This window comes from Halomicrococcus pelagicus (assembly GCF_051917725.1).
Classification (GTDB): Archaea; Halobacteriota; Halobacteria; order Halobacteriales; family Haladaptataceae; genus Halomicrococcus.
Genome location: NZ_JBQBLX010000001.1, coordinates 128,555 through 146,986 on the forward strand (window position 1 = coordinate 128,555; position 18,432 = coordinate 146,986).

An 18,432-nucleotide genomic window follows, 5' to 3' on the forward strand; every position below is an offset into this window, starting at 1 on the left:
AAAATCAATGTGCTCTCTCGTCTGGGCTTCGTTGTCTATCAGTCCCAGTCTTAGCTACGAGAAAAATCAACCGAAAAGGAAATAGAGACTTAGAGACAAATCTCATCCAACTACCTATGAACTGCCTAGAAATTCCGTTGGTATATGGAGAGGATTTAGCATGTCCATAGTCGATTGGTTCAATCGAAGCCGGATGCAACTCTCCAAGTACGGTGTCAGAAGAGGATTACAAGCCGCTGCACACTCTTTCTGGATGGGGTTTGCTGCTCGTGCTGCGCCACCGTACTCTGAATCGGACCCGACCTATATCTACGACCGCGATTGGGACGGGATGATCGTCTTAGACGCTTGCCGTGTCGATGCACTCACAGCAGTTTCATCGGAATACGACTTCCTCCCGGCCGAAATCCCGTCTGCCTACTCAGCCGGGTCAATGTCGGACGAGTGGCTCTCCAAGAATTTTACCCAGAAGTACGTTGACGCTATACAAAACACGGCATGCATTACGGCAAACCCCTATGCTGGCAAGTTTTCTCACGGAAATTACGAGGTGACGGCGGACGATTTCGACACTTTTGCCCATCTAGTTGACCAATATTTCGACGAGGATAGAGGTGTTACTCCTCCCCGACCGCTTACTGATACGGCGGTTTCGCTCCTACGAGATCGTACTCCGGATCGCTTTCTCGTCCACTATATGCAACCACACCTTCCGTACCGTGACCTTCAAATCGAGTCCGACGAGGACGACTCGTTCAGAGAATCAGCGTGGGATAAGATAATTAGTGGAGAACTTTCTAGCGACACAGCGTGGGAATATTATCTCGATACCCTTCGATGGGTGTTAGACGATGTAAAAATTCTCTTGAGTAACGTTGACGCTGACGAGGTTATTCTTACTGCTGATCATGGAGAGTGTTACGGAGAGTGGGGTGTATACGGCCACAGTCCAAACAGCAGAATACCAGTACTACGAGAAGTTCCCTGGGTGTCACTTTCCGCAACAGACGAAGAGACTCACAAACCGAAAAAGGTCGCTGATACCGTCCGAGACGACGAAGTTGGGGAAGAATCCGTCGATCAAACGTTACGGGCACTCGGCTACAAAAGTTGATTAATCTCCTCACTTAAGGATAATATGGAATCAACAACATCATTCCGTAGTTCACTCATTTCTAACTATGTCTAACCCAGGTAACACCAAACTTGGATTAGAGGCTCTCAAGGGGTTTCCTGGAAAGGTACTCCAAGCGATTCTGGGATTTGCAGGAACGATTATTTTCGCACGAATCCTCGGACCAACGTCGTTCGGTGGGTTCTATTTTCTCCTCTCACTCGTTTTCATTGTCGACCGTCCAATTCGAGGATTCGGAGCTGCAATCCGAAAGCGATGGTCGGAAGTCAATGCACAGAAAGCTGAAATCGCCGGAGCCATTCTAATAATCAACACAGTATATTTCGTAATTGTCGGATTATTCTCCGTTCTCTTCGCCAAGAAGCTCCGAGAAATGACAAACATTCCGGAGGCTTCACTCGTCTTCATGGCTCTCTTAGTCGCTATAGGGTTTTTCTTCCCGGCTCAGAAGATGCTTCTCGGACAAGGTGGCGTGGCAGCGTCAACGTGGACTGATACGATTCGTTCCCTCCTCACTTTCCCCTTTCAGATTGCCCTAGTCTTGGGCGGTATGGGAGCGGCAGGAATGGGATACGGCCTCGCTGGAGCAACCCTTACTACCATTCCAGTTACGCTCTATGTCCTGCAGCCACCTCTTGGACGACCAACTTGGAGTACATTTTATTCTCTCTGGGATTTCGCGAAATACAGTATTCCAGCCTCGTTTGTCGGAAAGACCTACGAACGTCTCGATGTTCTACTTCTGGGGACCTTCATCGGGACTGGCGTCGTCGGACAATACGAGGTAGCATTCAAACTTACCGTGCCTGCGATGTTTCTCTCTGATGTCGTGCTTTCCGGACTGCTACCGAAAGTTTCCCATCGAATCTCGAGTGGTAAGGACGTGACCGACGACCTCAATAATGCACTCGGCTATATAAGCATCATTTCGATTCCGATTTTTTTCGGAGCACTCGCATTTCCAGAGACCCTCGTCTTAACGGCGTATGGTGAGAAATACCAAGAAGCAGGATTATTCTTAATCGGTCTCGCGCTCTATCGGGTCCTCTCGTCACAAAAAGGTGTGTACGTTCAGACCCTCAGTGGACTCGATCGTCCGGATATAAATCTCGTAATTGGAGCTACGACTCTCGTCGTCAACATTGTTCTCGGTGTCGCGCTCATCGAAGTAATCGGAGGAATCGGTGTTGTCATTGCAACCGTCATCGCCGAAGGTTTCTACCTGGTGGTGACTGTCGTGATTGTAAGAAGATTCCTTCAGGAAATCAATCCAATCCAGCGACCGTTGCTAATCCAAGTGTTCGCGGGAGTAATCATGTACCTGGCTATTGATTCGTTGGTAAATGTAATATCAGTCCAATCTTGGATGCAAGTCGGAATCATTGTTGCGATTGGAGCAGGAATCTACGGATCTATTCTCGTCGCATCACGGCCCCATCGTGAGGTCGCGTGGAATATCCTCCGTGATGCTGGGATCCATTAATCGCCGCCGGAAGCTCGTATTCGCCTCTAGACCATATACGCAAGAGAGCTTCCACCTTCGTCGTCTCCTCACATATACTGCTATCATAAAGCTTATCCCCGCCTTGCGGGACTTTCCTCCAATGAGTCAGGGTACAGAGCGAGTCGAGGACTCCTCCAACCTCACCGATTCAGTCCTCGACTACGCAGAGAAATGGTATCACGTTCCCGTGCTCACGGTCCTTCTGGGGTTCATGCTGTGGGTGCGGGCGCAGTCGTACGAGAACTTCACGAGAGGCGGAGAGGTGTTCTTCTCCGGCAACGACGCGTACTACCACCTCCGGCAGGTGCAGTACACAGTGAACAACTGGCCGCAGACGATGCCGTTCGACCCGTGGACGAACTTCCCCTATGGGACGAGCGTGGGCCAGTTCGGCACGCTCTACGACCAGCTCGTCGCCACCGCGGCGCTAATCGTCGGCCTCGGCAGTCCAACCGACCAGACGGTCGCGATGACGCTTTTGTTCGCGCCCGCCGTGTTCGGCGCGCTGGTACTGATTCCGACGTACCTCATCGGCAAGCGCCTCGGCGGTCGCCTCGGCGGTCTGTTCGGCGCGCTCATATTAGCACTGCTCCCGGGCGTGTTCCTCCGACGCGGCCTCGTCGGCTTCGCGGACCACAACGTCGTCGAGCCGTTCTTCCAGGCGTTCGCCGTGCTGGCGATGATGGTCGCCGTCTCCGTCGCCGAGCGCGAACGCCCCGTCTACGAACTGGTCGAGGACCGCGACGTCGCGGCCCTGCGCGAACCGGTCGGCTTCGCGGCGCTGGCCGGCGTCGCCACCGCCCTCTACCTGTGGACGTGGCCGCCCGGCATCCTGCTGATCGGTATCTTCGGCGTCTTCTTCACGCTCAAGCTCTCGGCGGACTACGTCCGGGGCGTCAGCCCGGACCACCTCGCGTTCGTCGCGACGACGAGCATGGGCGTGACGGGCCTTCTACTCCTCGTCCCGCTCGGCACGCTCTCCTTTAGCGCCACGAAGTTCTCGCTGCTCCAGCCCCTGCTCCCGTTCACCATCGCGGTCGGCGCGGCGTTCATGGCGTGGCTGGCCCGAGAGTGGGACGCCCGGAACCTCTCGCCGTCGCTCTACCCAGCCGCCATCTTCGGACTGCTGGTGGTCGGGACGCTGCTTGTCTACCTGCTCTTCCCGAACCTGTTCAACATGATACGGAGCAACCTCGTCCGGTTCATCGGCTTCGGTGCGGGCGCGGCCCAGCGCACCATCGGCGAGGCGAAACCGTTCCTCCAGCAGGGGCAGTCGCTCGCGTCCGTGGTCATCCCCGAGTACGGGCTGATGTTCTTCACGGCCATCGTCGGCGCGCTGGTGATGGTCTGGCGGTCGTTCGCCGCCGACGAGCACGAGGCGGAGAAGCTGCTCGTGCTCGTGTGGGCCGCGTTCATCACGGCGGCCGCGTTCACGCAGGTGCGGTTCAACTACTACCTCGCGGTGCCGGTCGCCGTGCTGAACGCCTACCTGTTCGGGTGGGTGCTCGGCGTCGTCGGCTTCTCCGGCACGACGACCGAGGCGATCCGCGACGTGGAGGCCTACCAGATCATCGCCGTGTTCTTCGTCGTCCTGCTCGTCGTTCCAGGGCTCGTCATGCCGGTCACGGTCGGCAACAGCCAGACCTACACCGCGAACCAGATGGGCAAGAGCGCCAGTCCCAGCGCGGCCGTCCAGTGGGACGGCACGCTGGAGTGGATGCAGGGCAACACGCCCCAGGAAGGCCAGTACGGTGGCGCGAACGGGAGCATGGACTACTACGGCACCTACAAAGAGGGCGACGGCGACTTCGATTACCCGAAGGGTGCCTACGGCGTCATGTCCTGGTGGGACTACGGTCACTGGATCACGGTCGAGGGCGAGCGCATCCCGAACGCCAACCCGTTCCAGGAGAACGCAGAGACCGCCGCGAACTACCTCCTCGCGACGAACGAGTCGCAGGCGAACGACGTCCTCCAGCGGCTGGGGAGCGACGGCGAGCAGACCCGGTACGTGATGGTCGACTGGAAGATGGTGAACACGAAGGGGCGGTCGGGCAACGTGAAGTTCTTCGCCCCGACCGTCTTCAACGACAACGCCTCCCAGGGACAGTTCGTCGACTACGTCATCCAGGGCCAGGGGCAGTACACCGTCCTCCACAAGCAGGACTACTACGAGTCGATGATGGTCCGGCTGTACAAGTTCCACGGTAGCGCGGTCGAGCCGGAGCCGCTCGTCGTCGACTACGAACTCCAGCAGGCGAACGGCCGGACGTACAAGATCGCGCCGGAGAACGAGTCGCTCGTCAAGCGGTTCGACACGATGCAGCAGGCCCGCCAGTACGTCCAGGAGGACGGGTCGGCCAGGCTCGGTGGCGTCGGCGCGTACCCGAACGAGCGGGTGCCCGCGCTCGAACACTACCGCGTCGTGAAGGTGAGCGACACGTCCTCGACGCGGTCCCCGACGCACCTCCGCACGCTCCAGCAGCAACTCGGTATGCTGCCCGACCGCGAGGCACAGCAGGGGTTCTTCAAGACGTCGCCGACGTGGGTGAAGGCGTTCGAGCGCGTCCCCGGTGCCGAAGTCCAGGGGACGGCTCCGGCCAACACCACCGTCACCGCGTCGGTGCAGGTGCAGACCGACCGCGGGACGTTCACCTACCGCCAGCAGGCCAAGACCGGTCAGGACGGGCAGTTCACGATGACGCTGCCGTACTCGACGACCGGCTACCAGCAGTGGGGTACCGAGAAGGGGTACACGAACGTCAGCGCCCGCGCCGTCGGCCCCTACGAGTTCTCGACGCCCCAGAAGCAGGGCGAGGACGGCTTCACGTTCCAGAACGCCACCGCCCACGTCTCGGAGGGCCAGGTGCTCGGGGAGAACGACACCGCGGTGACGGTGTCGGTCGACAACCAGCAGACGATCCCGGTCGAGGGCGCGAACAACTCGACGGCGAACGGGACGACCGGTCCCGCGAACGGCACCAGCGGTGACGACGGCGCCACGAACGGCACCGCGAACGAGTCCGGTGACGGGTCGAACGAGACGACCACGGGCGACCGCGATAGCTCGCAGGGCGCAAACACCGCGACGCGGGCCGGCCTCGTCGGTGCGTTCGCCGCCGCGCTGCTCGTCGCGCGACGGGACTGAACGCTTCGCTTTCCCATTCTTTCCGCTCCGTCCTCTCCGCCGTTCCGTCGTTACTGCTCTACTGCACGTCGAGCAGCGGACCCCCGGTTCCACGCAGGTCTCGTGGTCGACCGCCTGCACTGGGGGTCGGTCGGCCGGGGAGAACCCAGAAAAGCCATGTGGCCCGGCAGATACGTGTAGGGCATGATAGACGAGGCCGTCGAGGAGATCAAGGAGATGCAGACGCACAGCTCCTCGACCGTCGCGGTCAAGGCCGCCCGCGCGCTGTCGGACCTCCTGGAACGCGATTTCGAGACGGTCGAGGAGTACGTGCGCGCCCTGGAGCGCAACAGTAACGTCCTCCGGCAGGCGAACCCATCGCACGCGTCGCTGGTGACGACCCAGCGCGCCATCGTCAGCATGGTCGAGGAGGCGGACCTCGACACCGTCGACGCGGCGAAAGAGCGCACGGAGGCCGCCATCGACGAGGTGGTCGAGGGCGTCGTGACCGCCAAGCAGCGCGCCGCCGACAACGCCGCGCCGCTGTTCGAGGACGGGACGACCTTCATGACCCACGACTACTCCTCGACGGTGCTGGAGGCGATCGAGAACGCCGTCGGCGAGGGGTGCTATCTCGAAGCCTACGTCCTCGAGGCGCGACCGCGCTACCTCGGACGCAAGACCGCCCGCGTGCTCGGCGAGATGGACTACGTCGACACCCACCTCATCGTCGACAGCGCGGCCGGCCACTTCCTGGACGAGTGCGACCGCGTGTTCACCGGCATGGACTGCATCGTCGACGAGACGCTGTACAACCGCGTCGGCACGTTCCCCCTGGTCGCCACGGCCAACGAGGTCGGCGTCCCCGTCACCACCATCGGGTCCAGCGCGAAGATCGTCGGCGAGGGGTTCCGCTTCGAGAACGACTTCCGCTCCGCCAGCGAGGTCATCCGCGAACCTGCGGAGGGCTTCTCCGTCGAGAACCCGGCCTACGACGCCACGCCCACCCGACTGCTCGATTCGGTCGTGACCGACGAGGGAACCTGGGAGTACTGACCGACTCGAACGCCGCGAGCACCCGTTCGGCGTCGACGACGGCGGCGAACTCGCCGACCCATTCTCCCTCTCCGACGCCGAATCCCAAGCGTGGCGACCCTACCTCACGTCGACCCATTCGCGCTCTCCAACGCCGAACAGGGAACGCGGCGAATCTACGCCACGTCGACCCATTCGCCCTCTCCGAAGCCGAATCGGGAGCGTAGCGACCCTACGCCACGTCGACCCATTCGGCTTCGGCGTCGCTCCGCTGTATCGCGTCCAGCACGCGCTGGACCGCCGCGCCGTCCTCGAAGTTGGGGTGGTACTCCTCGCCGGACTCGACCGCCGAGAGGAACTCGTAGTCCTCGTGGACGAACGTGTGCTCCCAGCCGAGGACGTGGCCGGGCGGCCACCAGTGGTCGACGTAGGGGTCGTCGGCGTCGGTCACGAGAATGGTTTCGTACCCTCGGCTGTCCTCGCGCAGGACCTCGAGTTCGTTCATGCGTTCGAGCGAGAACTTCAGGCTCCCCTTCGAGCCGTGGACCTCGACGGTGTGGTCGTTCTTGTGACCCGTCGCGAAGCGGGAGGCCTCGAAGGTCGCCATCGCGCCGTCCTCCAGTTCCGCCTGCGCGGAGTAGGCGTCGTCGACGGTGACGGGTCGCGTCTCGTCCTCTCCCTCGACGGGGCGCTCGTCGACGAACGTCTCGCAGTGGCCGGAGACGCGCTCGACGTCCCCGACGAGGAAGCGCGCGAGGTCGATGGTGTGCGCGCCGAGGTCGCCGAGCGCGCCGCTGCCCGCCATCTCCTCGGAGTTGCGCCACGACCACGGCGCGTCCGGGTCGGCGAGCCAGTCCTGGAGGTAGCGCCCGCGGAAGTGGCGAATCTCGCCCAGCTCGCCGTCGTCGATGAGGTTCTTCGCGTACCGGAGCGCCGGGACGTACCGGTAGTTGAACGCCGTGGCAGTGGGGACGCCGGCGTCCGCGGCGGCGTCGGCCATCCGCTCCGCGCTCGCCAGGTCGTTCGACAGCGGCTTCTCGCTCAGTACGGGGACGCCGCGTTCCAGCGCCGCGATGGAGGGTTCGGCGTGGACGTGGTTCGGTCCGAGGTTGTAGAAGACGTCCACGTCGTCGATGGCCGACTCCCAGTCGGTGCTCGTGGTCTCGAAGCCCAGGCGGTCGGCCGCGTCCGCGAGTGCCTCCTCGTCGCGGCCGACGAGGACGTGGCGCTCCACGTCCGGCGCGTCGGGGAAGAACATCGGGAGCCGCGCCATCGCGTTCGCGTGTGCTTTGCCCATGAACCGGTAGCCGAGAACGCCGACTCGTAGCGTCATGTTCTCCCCTTGCTCGGGCAGGGCTTAGTGTTTTGAGGCTGCGGCAGGTCGTCGCAGTATCCGAAGAACGTCCGTCGGCCGCGAGTTCCGCGTCGACCGCGAGTCCAGCGCGTTCGCCAGGCCGGGCGTCGGCCGAGGGTCCAGCGTCGTTCGCGAATCCAGCGTCGTTCGGCTCACCCGCGCATGAAGTCCGAGAGGCGCTTGGCGAGCCCTTCGTCCTCGCCGAGACGGAGGTAGTAGGCGTCGCCGCCGTCCTCGTAGTAGTTGCCGATGCGACGCTCGACGCCGAAGCCGAGGTGCCGGTAGAACTGCAGGGCGTTCTCGTTGCTCGCGCGGGCGTGGCAGGTCACCGAGGAGTGGTTGTCGGCGACCCGGGCGACGAGACGCTCGCCGAACCCTTCGCCGCGGAACTCCTGGTCGACCGCCAGAAAGAGGATGTAGCCGTCGCGGCGGGCAGCGGCGAACCCGATGAGCCGGTCCTGGTCGCCCTCGGCCACGTAGAGATAGACCGTCGAACGGCGGTACGCATCGGTGAAGAACCCGCGGCGCTGCTTGAGCACACCGTCGCGCGCGCGGATGCGCTCTTTGAGCCGCCAGGCCTCCTCGACGTAGCGGTTATCGCCGGGGCCGACGACCCGCATGTCGACGTTTACGCTCACTGGGAGTGAGTAGCAGACTGGTCAATATAATTCCACCGGCACGCGGTCACAACGGTCGGAGACTCCTCGATGGCTCGCCGGTCGAGCATGGTCGAACTCTCGTCGCCGTCGTGGCGGAACGAACCGTTCACCACGGGGACGGACGCGAGGTCGACTCCGAACTTCCGCGACCGGGGCGATTAAGCCATCGGAACGACGACATTCCAGTATGCCAACGGTACGGGACGTTCGGGAGATGGCAGGCGAGGAGACGATAACGATGCTGACCGCCTACGACGCGCCGACGGCGGAGATCGTCGACGAGGCAGGTGTCGACGTGATCCTCGTCGGTGACAGCGTGGGGAACACCGCGCTGGGCTACGATTCGACGTTGCCGGTCACCGTCGACGAGATTGCGAGCCACACCGGTGCGGTCGTCCGCGGCACCGAAGACGCCCTGGTCGTCGCCGACCTCCCGTTCCTCAGTTTCGGGTACGACGAGACGGCGGCGGTCGAGAACGCGGGCCGGATGCTGAAGGAGGAGGGAGCGAGCGCGGTGAAGATAGAGAGCGGCGAACACACCGTCGAACTGACGGAGACGCTGACCCGGGTCGGCATCCCGGTGATGGCGCACCTCGGACTGACGCCCCAGCACGTCAACCGCGAGGGGTACGCACGCCAGGGGACGACCGAGGAGTCAGCCGAGGAGATGCTCGATCTCGCTCGCGCCCACGAGGACGCCGGCGCGTTCGCGCTCGTGCTCGAACACGTCCCCGCGAACCTCGCGGGAACGATAACGGAGGAGCTGACCATTCCGACCATCGGCATCGGTGCCGGCCCGGAGACGGACGGCCAGGTACTGGTGATAGACGACGCCGTCGGGTTGGGCGACTGGTCGCCGTCGTTCTCGAAGCAGTTCGGCGACGTGCGGGGCGAGATGGAGCGAGCGGTGTCGCGGTTCCGGGACGCCGTCGAGTCCGGCGAGTTCCCGGCCGACGAACACAGTCACGTCGAAGAGACCGTCGACGACGTGTACTGACCACCCGGTGGAAACGCTGGCGCACCCGGCGCGGCGTCGTCACCGCACGTCGTCGAGGAAGTCGACCAGGGTCTCGTTGAACGCCTCGGGGCGTTCGAGCATCGCGAGGTGGGCGGCGTCCTCGATCTCGGCGTAGCGGCCGTTCTGAACGTTCTCGGCGAGGTACTCGTGGTACTGCGGGGGCGTCAGCTTGTCGTGTTCGCCGACGACGGCCAGCGTCGGGGCGGCGATGTCGTCGAGTTTGTCGCGAACGTCGAACGTGTGGCAGGAACGGAAGTCACGCCGGGTGACCCGCTGGCCGACCTCGCGCATGCCCTCCTTCGAGAGGTCGACGTAGCGGTCGTCGGGGTCGTGGAACAGGCGATTCTCGCCGTGCAGGAACTCGATGACGCGGTCGAAATCGCCGACGGCACCGCTGTCGAGGTCGTCCTCGTCGACGTTCGTGCTCCCTCCGTCGAGCCAGACGAGCAGGTCGTCGAGCACGGCGAGTTTCGCGCCGGTGCCCGCGAGCACGAGCGCGTCCGGGTCGAACGACCGTTCCAGCACGAGATGCATCGCCACCGCGCCGCCCAGCGAGTTACCGACGAGCGTCGTGGCGTCCGTTTCGCGGGCGACCGCGAGCACGTCGTCGGCGTAGGCCGACAGCGCCCCCCATCCGGGGTCGGCGCCCGGCACGTCGTCGGAGTCGCCGTGGCCGCTCAGGTCGACGGCGACGACGGGAACCGTCGAGGCGAGTCGTCCCAACTGTGCCTTCCAGACCTCGTGACTGCCGCCGCTGCCGTGGACGAACAGGACGGGGTCGCCGGTTGCTCCCCTGTCCGAACGCTGGTAGGCCGTCGTCCGTCCATGATGAGTTACCGTCGCCATACGTCGGCTTCGCGGGCCGACGACATAAGGCTCCGGGAGGGGTCGTCTGTGAACTGCATTTCGACCCGTAATCGGGAAATCGCAGTACTTGATGGCCTTCTTTAGAGAAAGGTTTAAATACTAGAATGCCTAACGAAAGGTTAGGAAACAGATGTCGCTCGAACGAATATCACAGCGTGAGGAGAGTATCGCCCGCCGCTACGACTACGACGACGAGCAGGTCATCGTCGCCGACTTCGGCACGGCGGAGGTGTCTGTCGACGTGCTCGACGACGTCGCCATCGTCGTCGTCGAGGGCGAGGAGAACTACCAGACGGAGCTGGAACTGCCAGAGGGCGAGGCGCAAGCGTTTATCAACAATGGCGTCCTCACTATCGAGGTGGGACGATGAAACTTACTGTCAAGCCACTCAAGCAGAAGGACGCGGGCCGTGGACTCGCCGCCGTCGACCGACGCTCCATGGAGGAACTGGGCGTCGAGAACGGTGACTACATAGTCATCGAGGGGCGCGGACAGGGACGTGCCGTGGCCCGAGTCTGGCCCGGCTATCCCGAGGACGAGGGCCGCGGTATCGTCCGCATCGACGGGAAGCTCCGTCAGGAGGCCGGCGTCGGCATCGACGACAAGGTCTCCATCGAGAAGGCCGACGTGAAACCGGCCAACCGCGTCACCATCGCGCTCCCGCAGAACCTCCAGATTCGCGGGAACATCGCGCCGCACATCCGCGACAAGCTGAGTGGCCAGGCCATCACGCAGGGCCAGGCCATCCCGTTCGGCTTCGGCCTGATGGGGATGGGGTCGGGGCAGTCCATCCCGCTGAAGGTCGCCAGCACGGACCCCGACGGGACGGTCGTCGTCACCGACTCGACGGACATCCAGATCAGCGAGCGCCCCGCAGAGGAGATCGCCGCGGGCGCGGCCGGCGGCGACGGTTCACGCCCCGACGTTGCCTACGAGGACATCGGTGGCCTCGAAAGCGAACTGGAGCAGGTCCGGGAGATGATCGAACTGCCGATGCGTCACCCCGAGCTGTTCCAGCGCCTCGGCATCGAGCCACCGAAGGGCGTCCTCCTGCACGGGCCGCCCGGCACCGGGAAGACCCTGATGGCGAAGGCGGTCGCCAACGAGATCGACGCGCACTTCCAGACCATCTCCGGCCCCGAGATCATGTCGAAGTACTACGGGGAGAGCGAGGAGAAACTGCGCGAGGTGTTCGAGGACGCCGAGCAGAACGCTCCGGCCATCATCTTCATCGACGAACTCGACTCCATCGCACCCCAGCGCGAGGAGGCCGGCGGTGACGTCGAGCGCCGCGTCGTCGCCCAGCTCCTCAGCCTGATGGACGGCCTCGAAGAGCGCGGCGAGGTGACGGTCATCGCGGCGACGAACCGCGTCGACGCCGTCGACCCTGCGCTGCGCCGTCCCGGTCGGTTCGACCGCGAGATAGAGATCGGCGTCCCCGACCGCGAGGGTCGTCTGGAAATCCTGCAGGTCCACACCCGCGGGATGCCGATGTCCGACAGCATCGACCTCGAGGAGTACGCCGACAACACCCACGGGTTCGTCGGTGCCGACCTCGAGTCGCTGGCCAAGGAGTCGGCGATGAACGCACTCCGGCGCATCCGCCCCGAAATCGACCTCGAATCCGAGGAGATTCCGGCGGACGTGCTCGACTCCCTGCAGGTCACCGAGAGGGACTTCAAGGAGGCGCTGAAGGGCATCGAACCCTCCGCGCTCCGCGAGGTGTTCGTCGAGGTCCCCGACGTCACCTGGAACGACGTCGGCGGACTCGAGGACACCAAAGAGCGACTCCGCGAGACCATCCAGTGGCCGCTCGACTACCCCGAGGTGTTCGAGGAACTCGACATGGAGGCCGCCAAGGGCGTCCTGATGTACGGCCCGCCCGGCACCGGGAAGACCCTGATGGCGAAGGCCGTCGCCAACGAGAGCGACAGCAACTTCATCTCGATCAAGGGCCCCGAACTCCTCTCGAAGTGGGTCGGCGAGTCCGAGAAAGGGGTCCGCGAAGTGTTCAGCAAGGCCCGCGAGAACGCCCCCACCGTGGTGTTCTTCGACGAGATCGACTCCATCGCCACCGAACGCGGGAGCGGCCAGGGCGGCGGCTCGCAGGTCGGCGAACGCGTCGTCTCCCAGTTGCTGACCGAACTCGACGGACTCGAAGAGCTCGAGGACGTCGTCGTCATCGCCACCTCGAACCGGCCGGACCTCATCGACTCCGCGCTGCTGCGCCCGGGTCGCCTGGACCGTCACGTCCACGTCCCCGTGCCCGACGAGACGGCGCGCCGCGCCATCTTCGAGGTCCACACCCGCGACAAGCCGCTCGCCGACGACGTCGACCTCGACAGCCTCGCCAGCGACACGGAAGGCTACGTCGGCGCCGACATCGAGGCGGTCTGCCGCGAGGCAGCGATGGCTGCCAGCCGGGAGTTCGTCAACAGCGTCTCCCCCGAGGAGATCGGCGAGAGCGTCGGTAACGTCCGCATCAAGGCCGAGCACTTCGAACAGGCGCTCGACGAGGTGACCCCGAGCGTCACCGACGAGACCCGCGAGCGCTACGAGCAGATCGAAGAGCAGTTCGACACCGCCGACCCCGACGAGCAGCGCGCGACCGGCGGCGCGTTCCAGTAGGAACCGCCGTCGCTGCGGTCGCCACGACAGTTGGTTTCGTTCGCCTTTTTTCGCGTCCTCCGCTCCTTTCGCTTCGTCGCGAGACCCCGCTCAGTCACCGGTTCCTCGTCCCCGGTCGCCGCCGTCGCGGTGGGACCCCGCCGGGTCAGACGTCGAAGACGACGTACGCCCGCCACCCGTCCGGGGTCTCCTCGACGGCCATCTCGGAGTAGGTGACGGCTTTCACGTCGCGGGCCCCCAGTCCGGTCAGCGGGACGCCGCGCGCGCTACCGTCGAGGGTCCACTCGCCGTCCTCCTCGGCGACCGTCGCCTCGTTGTCCACGGGGAGGACGCCGCGGACGTCGCGCTGGTAGATGAGTTCGTCGAGATAGTCGAACAGCAGCGCCTCCAGTCCCTCGGCACGCACCGTCACGTCGAATCGCTCGCCCTCGTCGGGGACCCGGTCGCACATCGCGGCCGCCAGCCCGTCCGCGACGGCAGCGAAGACGGCGTCGCGGCTCTCGGCGGTCGCTTCGACCGCCACGTCGGCCGTGTGATCGCGCAGCGCGTAGCTCATCGCTCGGTGGTCGCCGCGGAGCGTCTTCAGTGTTGTCGGTCCGGGCGAGGAGCCGGTACCGGGGCGACCCGGACCGACCTGGCAACGCTTAAGCGCCCCCGGAACCGGGTTCGAACTGTGCCCGAACCCGTCGAGACTCACGACCCGGAGGGCGTCGACTTCGGGTGGGTGATGCAGACGACCTTCGTCCTCTCCATCGTCGTCGGCGCGCCCGTCGTCGCGCTCGTCGCGCTCGCGTCAGGCGTCACCCTGCCGACCTGGGGCGCTCGCGCGGAGTTCGCCGTCCGGGTCGGAGCGGTCGTCTGGCTGGTCACCGCGCTGGCCGTCTACGGCTACGCGCGCCGCCAGCAGTAGGCGTGACGTCCACCTGCTCCCGAACGGTTGCCCTGAATCGCGCCTGGGAGCGATGTGGACGAAAAAGCTGGTTGTAGGTCCGCGACCGCTCCCGTCCCACCCCTGGGTTCGAGGCGGGACGGGACGCGAACGCGGTGTGGTATCTTGGAGGGGAATCGACGACCGCTCTATGAGAGATAACCCATCAGCTTATGAGTAGAGTTACCGTTCCCCATTCGTATGGGGGAACTCGAAACTGAAGAGCAAAAGTCACGGGCGGAGATCGCCACGTACCTTCGAGACTTGGCTGATCAACTCGACAGCGGGGACGACGTGTCGCTCGACCTCGGCGGAAAGCAAGTGATGCTGAACCCAGTTGACCCGGTCACGTTCAAACTGGAGGGCGAGTCCGACTGGGCTGAAGGCGACACGGAAGCGAAACAAAGCATCGAGTTCGAGTTAGTCTGGTGGCGTGACGCCCAAACAGCAGAAGAAGGGACGTTAGACGTCCAGGAGTAGCCGAGATTCGCTCTCGGTTCGTGAGTGTCACGCTGTCGTCTCGATAGCACAGCGATGTAGTCGGACCGCCTCGGGGTCGAGCGCCGGGGTACTCGACCTGCTGCCGGGCTTCACGTACCGCAGGGTTAGGACGTTTGCCGGCCTACGATACGACCTGTTCTAAGCATCGTCGGTGGTGAGAGATTCCACCCCTTCAGGGGTAGTGGCGGTCAGACCCACTCGAACGCGACGCCGGCGCGCTCGGCGGTGAGTTCGTCCCGGCGCGAGTCGCCGACGAAGACGGCGTCGCCGTCGACTCCGAGTGCGTCGAGTGTCGCCAACAGCGGTTCGGGGTCGGGTTTGCGCGTCGCCACCGAATCGCGGCCGACCACCGCGTCCACCGACGACGCGAGGTCGTGCGTTTCGAGGCCGACCCGGCAGGCCGACTCGCAGTTCAGCGAGCAGACGCCGACGGGGACCGTCAGGTCGAGCAGTTCGTCGGCGCGTCGAAGCCGGGTCGAGTTCCGCGCGCCGTCGCACTCGTGGTCGCCGATGACCGCCTCCACCTCCGGGCGAAGGCCGGCCTCGTCGGCGAGGTCCAGCATCGACCAGAGGTCGGCGTCGCTCGCGTCCACGCCGCCCTCTCCGAGAACGGCCGCGACTTCCTCGGCGACCGCGTCCCAGTCGACGACCAGGTCCACGAGCGTCCCGTCGAGGTCGTACACCACGGCCGAAACGTCGTCTCGCATCACGGCGGTCGATTGGCGCGCGCTGCGCAAAGGAACTTCGGTCCGAGGCCGGCCGGGTACGGAATGCGAGGGACGGTCCCCCGCCCTTCGGTGCGGGAGGACGTTACGCGACGGCGTCCTCGACTGCCGTCACGAACGCGGTCACGTCGGCGGCGGGGTCGACGGTGAAGAAGAGGCCCTCCTGGCCGACCAGCAGGCGGACGAGCACGACGGCGTCCATGTAGGTGACGAACGCACGCACCTCGCCGGCGGCGCGGAACACGTCCTCGAAGAGGTCCTTCTCCATGAAGTCGACGTGGACGTACGACAACACCTCCTCGAAGTGGTCCAGCATATCCCGCTGCCCGTCGTACAGCGACAGGGTCTGCTCGGCGGCGTAGAGCGTGTTGAAATCCTCGGCGTCGTACTCCACGCAGAGATAGACCGAGTCCCCCGCCTGCTCGCGAGCGGCGGCGAGCGCGGCGTCGGCGTCGAACGTGACAACCGACGAGGGGTCGGATATCGTCATCGTATCTGGGCTTCTTCTCCGAAAGCATAAAACTACTGGGGTGAATCCGATTCCAATCGTCGAGGAGAGAGGCTTAAGACGCCGTAGTGCGAACCAACGGTATCATGATGGTCGGCCACGCCCTCCTGGCATTCACCATCGCCGCGCTCGCCGCGAACCGTCGCTGGTCCGGCCAGCGCGCGCTGGCGTTCGGCGTCGTCGCGGGAGCGTTCGCCGTCGTCCCCGACGTCGACATGGCCTACGCGCTGGTCGGGCTGGCGCAGGCCGGTCTCGGCGGCGTCTGGACGATGACAGCCGCGTTCTGGGGGAGTTCCCACCTCGTCCACCGCGTGGTCACCCACTCGCTCGTCGTCGGGTCGGTCGCCGCCGTCGCGTTCGCGTGGTCGACCTGCGACCGACCCCGGAAGGCGGGGAGCGCCGCCGCGCTGGCCGCGCTGGTCGCCGTCGCGTTCGTCGAGAGCGGCCTGATCGGCGCGAGCGTCATGCTGGTGTTCGCCGTCGCGGGCGTCGGCGTCGCGACTGTCGCGGCCCGGCGCACCGATCTCGGTCCGCGAGCGCTGTTCGTCGCCGCGGCGTTCGGCCTGCTCTCGCACCCGTTCGGCGACGTGTTCACCGGTTCCCCGCCGCAGTTCCTCTATCCGTTCGACGGCGCCGTTCTCGCGGGACGGGTTCACCTGTTCGCGGACCCGACGCTGAACCTCGTGGCCGTCTTCGGCCTCGAACTGGCGACGGGGTGGCTCGCGGCGGTGACGTTCCTGCATCTGCGGGACGAGCGCCTGCGCGAACACGTGCACCCGCGGGCCGCGCTGGGAGCCGGATACGCCATCGCCGCGCTGTTGCTCCCCGCGCCCACCATGGCGGTGTCGTACCACTTCGTGTTCTCCATCCTCGCGATGGGGTTCGTCGGCGTCGCTCCGCGGCTGCATCCCCGGTCCCGGTTCCGCCCGTCGAGGGACCCCCGCGTCTGGCTCTCGACCGGACTGGCGGCCGTGACGGTGGCGACGCTCGCGTACACCGGGGCCTTCCTGCTCGCGTAATCGTCGGGCCTGTGGTTCGCGCGACCGTCAAGCGTTCTATCCGTTGCGTAGGTTTTTGTACGGTCGACCACCTACGAAAGAGTATGGCAAGACGCACCGACCGGCTCGGGGGAGTCCTCGAAGACGAGCGGGTCAACGCCGGCCTGGCGTGGCTGCTCGTGGGATTCCTGCTCGTCGTTGTCGTCGAGAACTTGCTGGACGGCGACGTACTCTGGGCGGGGTTCGCGGCCTTCGTCGCCGTGCTGACGGTGGTGCCGGCGGCGGCGTACCGTGACGGCGACGTGATGTTACCCTGGGAGGTGCTCGTGCTCGCTGCGCTGCCGATTCTCGCGAAGTCGCTCGCGACCTGGGTGTACGGCCTCCGGGTGACGACCTACCTGTCGGTCGCTGCACTGGCGCTCATCGTCGCCGTCGAACTGCACACGTTCACGACGGTGCGGATGACCCACTGGTTCGCCATCCTCTTCGTCGTCGTCGCCACGACCGCGACGGCCGGCATCTGGGCGGTCGTCCAGTGGCTCTCCGACGGGTTCCTCGGCACGACGTTCATCCGCAGCGAGTACCTGTTGATGTGGGACTTCGTCTACGCGACGCTGGCCGGCGTGGTCGCCGGAGTCGTCTTCGAACTGTACTTCCGGCGCGTCGCGCCGGTCGAGGCCCGGCTACCGGAGGGAAGACACGAGCTATGAGGGTTCGCGACCACCTCCGCGTCTCCGAGCGCCGCCAGCGCCAGGTCACCCGCGCCATGGAACTGAGTCTCGTCGGTATCCTCTTCGTCGGCCTCGACCGTGGCAACCTCGGTATCGCCATCAACGCCGGTCTCGCTTTCCTCATCACGTTCGTCCCCGCCATCCTCGAACGCGACTACGACATCCCGATGGACGCCGGGCTGACGCTGTGGATTACGGTGGCCGTCTTCCTCCACGCGCTCGGCACGCTCGGCCCCTACCAGAACGTCTGGTGGTACGACCACCTCACCCACGCGCTGTCGGCGTCGCTGATCGCCGCCGCGGGGTACGCGACCGTGCGCGCCATCGACGAACACTACTCCGGCGTCGTCCTCCCGCCGCGGTTCGTCTTCGTCTTCATCCTCCTGTTCGTCGTCGCGTTCGGCGTCATCTGGGAGGTCATCGAGTTCGCCATCGGTGGCATGGCGAGCGTGTTCGGCGGGAAGGCGGTGCTCACCCAGTACGGCCTGGAGGACACGATGAAGGACCTCCTGTTCAACACGGCCGGTGCGATTGTCACCGCTCTCTGGGGCACGGCGCACCTCAACGGCGTCGTCGGCGCGCTGACCGACCGTCTCGACGCGTCCGGTCGCTCCGCGGACTGACGCCCGCACCGGCCGTCTCGCCGGCCGAGAGGGGCAGGTGCGGACGAACGACGAGCGCTCTCGCTCTCCGAACCGCGCTCGTGGACACGGG

General features: G+C 64.7%; 18 protein-coding genes. 12 read left to right on the forward strand and 6 right to left on the reverse strand.

Annotated elements, in window-relative coordinates:
- Nucleotides 1-193: 193 nt before the first annotated feature.
- The 4 genes from ACTF4R_RS00645 to ACTF4R_RS00660 all read left to right on the forward strand — a co-directional run bounded on the left by ACTF4R_RS00645 (nt 194) and on the right by ACTF4R_RS00660 (nt 6,822).
- Nucleotides 194-1,114 (forward strand): alkaline phosphatase family protein, encoded by a 921-nt coding sequence (locus tag ACTF4R_RS00645; protein ID WP_440005438.1) that lies wholly within the window; start codon nt 194-196, stop codon nt 1,112-1,114.
- Between the two features lie 67 nt (nt 1,115-1,181).
- On the forward strand, nt 1,182-2,618 hold the full coding sequence (locus ACTF4R_RS00650) for a lipopolysaccharide biosynthesis protein (RefSeq protein ID WP_440005440.1): 1,437 nt from the start codon (nt 1,182-1,184) through the stop codon (nt 2,616-2,618).
- Nucleotides 2,619-2,739: 121 nt separating this feature from the next.
- Nucleotides 2,740-5,787: an oligosaccharyl transferase, archaeosortase A system-associated gene (locus tag ACTF4R_RS00655; RefSeq protein WP_440005441.1), complete on the forward strand. Its 3,048-nt coding sequence runs from the start codon at nt 2,740-2,742 to the stop codon at nt 5,785-5,787.
- Nucleotides 5,788-5,970: 183 nt separating this feature from the next.
- Nucleotides 5,971-6,822: an eIF2B alpha/beta/delta subunit family protein gene (locus tag ACTF4R_RS00660; RefSeq protein WP_440005443.1), complete on the forward strand. Its 852-nt coding sequence runs from the start codon at nt 5,971-5,973 to the stop codon at nt 6,820-6,822.
- A 211-nt stretch (nt 6,823-7,033) separates the two neighbouring features.
- Here ACTF4R_RS00660 and ACTF4R_RS00665 read toward each other — a convergent pair whose 3' ends face one another.
- On the reverse strand, nt 7,034-8,134 hold the full coding sequence (locus ACTF4R_RS00665; protein ID WP_440005444.1) for a Gfo/Idh/MocA family protein: 1,101 nt from the start codon (nt 8,132-8,134) through the stop codon (nt 7,034-7,036).
- Nucleotides 8,135-8,307: 173 nt separating this feature from the next.
- Nucleotides 8,308-8,793 (reverse strand): GNAT family N-acetyltransferase, encoded by a 486-nt coding sequence (locus ACTF4R_RS00670; protein WP_440005445.1) that lies wholly within the window; start codon nt 8,791-8,793, stop codon nt 8,308-8,310.
- A gap of 208 nt (nt 8,794-9,001) precedes the next feature.
- Here ACTF4R_RS00670 and panB point away from each other — a divergent pair, with 208 nt between their 5' ends.
- On the forward strand, nt 9,002-9,811 hold the full coding sequence (gene panB, locus ACTF4R_RS00675; RefSeq protein ID WP_440005447.1) for a 3-methyl-2-oxobutanoate hydroxymethyltransferase: 810 nt from the start codon (nt 9,002-9,004) through the stop codon (nt 9,809-9,811).
- 39 nt (nt 9,812-9,850) lie between these two features.
- Here panB and ACTF4R_RS00680 read toward each other — a convergent pair whose 3' ends face one another.
- Complete coding sequence (locus ACTF4R_RS00680) at nt 9,851-10,678, reverse strand: alpha/beta fold hydrolase (RefSeq protein ID WP_440005449.1); 828 nt, start codon at nt 10,676-10,678, stop codon at nt 9,851-9,853.
- A gap of 151 nt (nt 10,679-10,829) precedes the next feature.
- Between ACTF4R_RS00680 and ACTF4R_RS00685 the strand changes: the two genes are divergently transcribed.
- Both ACTF4R_RS00685 and ACTF4R_RS00690 read left to right on the forward strand, forming a co-directional pair.
- Nucleotides 10,830-11,069, forward strand: coding sequence for a DUF7127 family protein (locus tag ACTF4R_RS00685; RefSeq protein WP_440005450.1), 240 nt, complete (start codon nt 10,830-10,832; stop codon nt 11,067-11,069).
- Complete coding sequence (locus ACTF4R_RS00690) at nt 11,066-13,327, forward strand: CDC48 family AAA ATPase (protein WP_440005452.1); 2,262 nt, start codon at nt 11,066-11,068, stop codon at nt 13,325-13,327. The genes ACTF4R_RS00685 and ACTF4R_RS00690 overlap by 4 nt, the downstream gene beginning before the upstream one ends.
- Nucleotides 13,328-13,472: 145 nt before the next feature.
- Here the strand turns inward: ACTF4R_RS00690 and ACTF4R_RS00695 are convergent, their stop codons facing one another.
- On the reverse strand, nt 13,473-13,883 hold the full coding sequence (locus ACTF4R_RS00695; protein ID WP_440005454.1) for an archease: 411 nt from the start codon (nt 13,881-13,883) through the stop codon (nt 13,473-13,475).
- A 117-nt stretch (nt 13,884-14,000) separates the two neighbouring features.
- Between ACTF4R_RS00695 and ACTF4R_RS00700 the strand changes: the two genes are divergently transcribed.
- Together ACTF4R_RS00700 and ACTF4R_RS00705 are read left to right on the forward strand one after the other, a co-directional pair.
- Nucleotides 14,001-14,237 carry a DUF5822 domain-containing protein gene (locus ACTF4R_RS00700; RefSeq protein WP_440005456.1) on the forward strand — a complete coding sequence of 79 codons (237 nt, stop codon included), beginning with the start codon at nt 14,001-14,003 and terminating at the stop codon, nt 14,235-14,237.
- Nucleotides 14,238-14,456: 219 nt separating this feature from the next.
- A complete protein-coding gene (locus ACTF4R_RS00705; RefSeq protein ID WP_440005458.1) occupies nt 14,457-14,735 on the forward strand; it encodes an amphi-Trp domain-containing protein in 279 nt (92 codons plus the stop codon).
- A gap of 209 nt (nt 14,736-14,944) precedes the next feature.
- Here the strand turns inward: ACTF4R_RS00705 and ACTF4R_RS00710 are convergent, their stop codons facing one another.
- Nucleotides 14,945-15,463 (reverse strand): HAD family hydrolase, encoded by a 519-nt coding sequence (locus ACTF4R_RS00710; protein WP_440005460.1) that lies wholly within the window; start codon nt 15,461-15,463, stop codon nt 14,945-14,947.
- Between the two features lie 103 nt (nt 15,464-15,566).
- Nucleotides 15,567-15,971: a DUF7522 family protein gene (locus ACTF4R_RS00715; RefSeq protein ID WP_440005462.1), complete on the reverse strand. Its 405-nt coding sequence runs from the start codon at nt 15,969-15,971 to the stop codon at nt 15,567-15,569.
- A 104-nt stretch (nt 15,972-16,075) separates the two neighbouring features.
- On the opposite strand from ACTF4R_RS00715, the gene ACTF4R_RS00720 reads away from it, so the two are divergent.
- The 3 genes from ACTF4R_RS00720 to ACTF4R_RS00730 all read left to right on the forward strand — a co-directional run bounded on the left by ACTF4R_RS00720 (nt 16,076) and on the right by ACTF4R_RS00730 (nt 18,341).
- Entirely contained in the window at nt 16,076-17,008 is a 933-nt protein-coding gene (locus tag ACTF4R_RS00720; protein WP_440005464.1) for a metal-dependent hydrolase, read from the forward strand.
- 83 nt (nt 17,009-17,091) lie between these two features.
- On the forward strand, nt 17,092-17,697 hold the full coding sequence (locus tag ACTF4R_RS00725; RefSeq protein ID WP_440005466.1) for a hypothetical protein: 606 nt from the start codon (nt 17,092-17,094) through the stop codon (nt 17,695-17,697).
- Complete coding sequence (locus tag ACTF4R_RS00730) at nt 17,694-18,341, forward strand: DUF2238 domain-containing protein (protein WP_440005467.1); 648 nt, start codon at nt 17,694-17,696, stop codon at nt 18,339-18,341. Before ACTF4R_RS00725 ends, ACTF4R_RS00730 begins: the two co-directional genes overlap by 4 nt.
- Nucleotides 18,342-18,432: the final 91 nt, after the last annotated feature.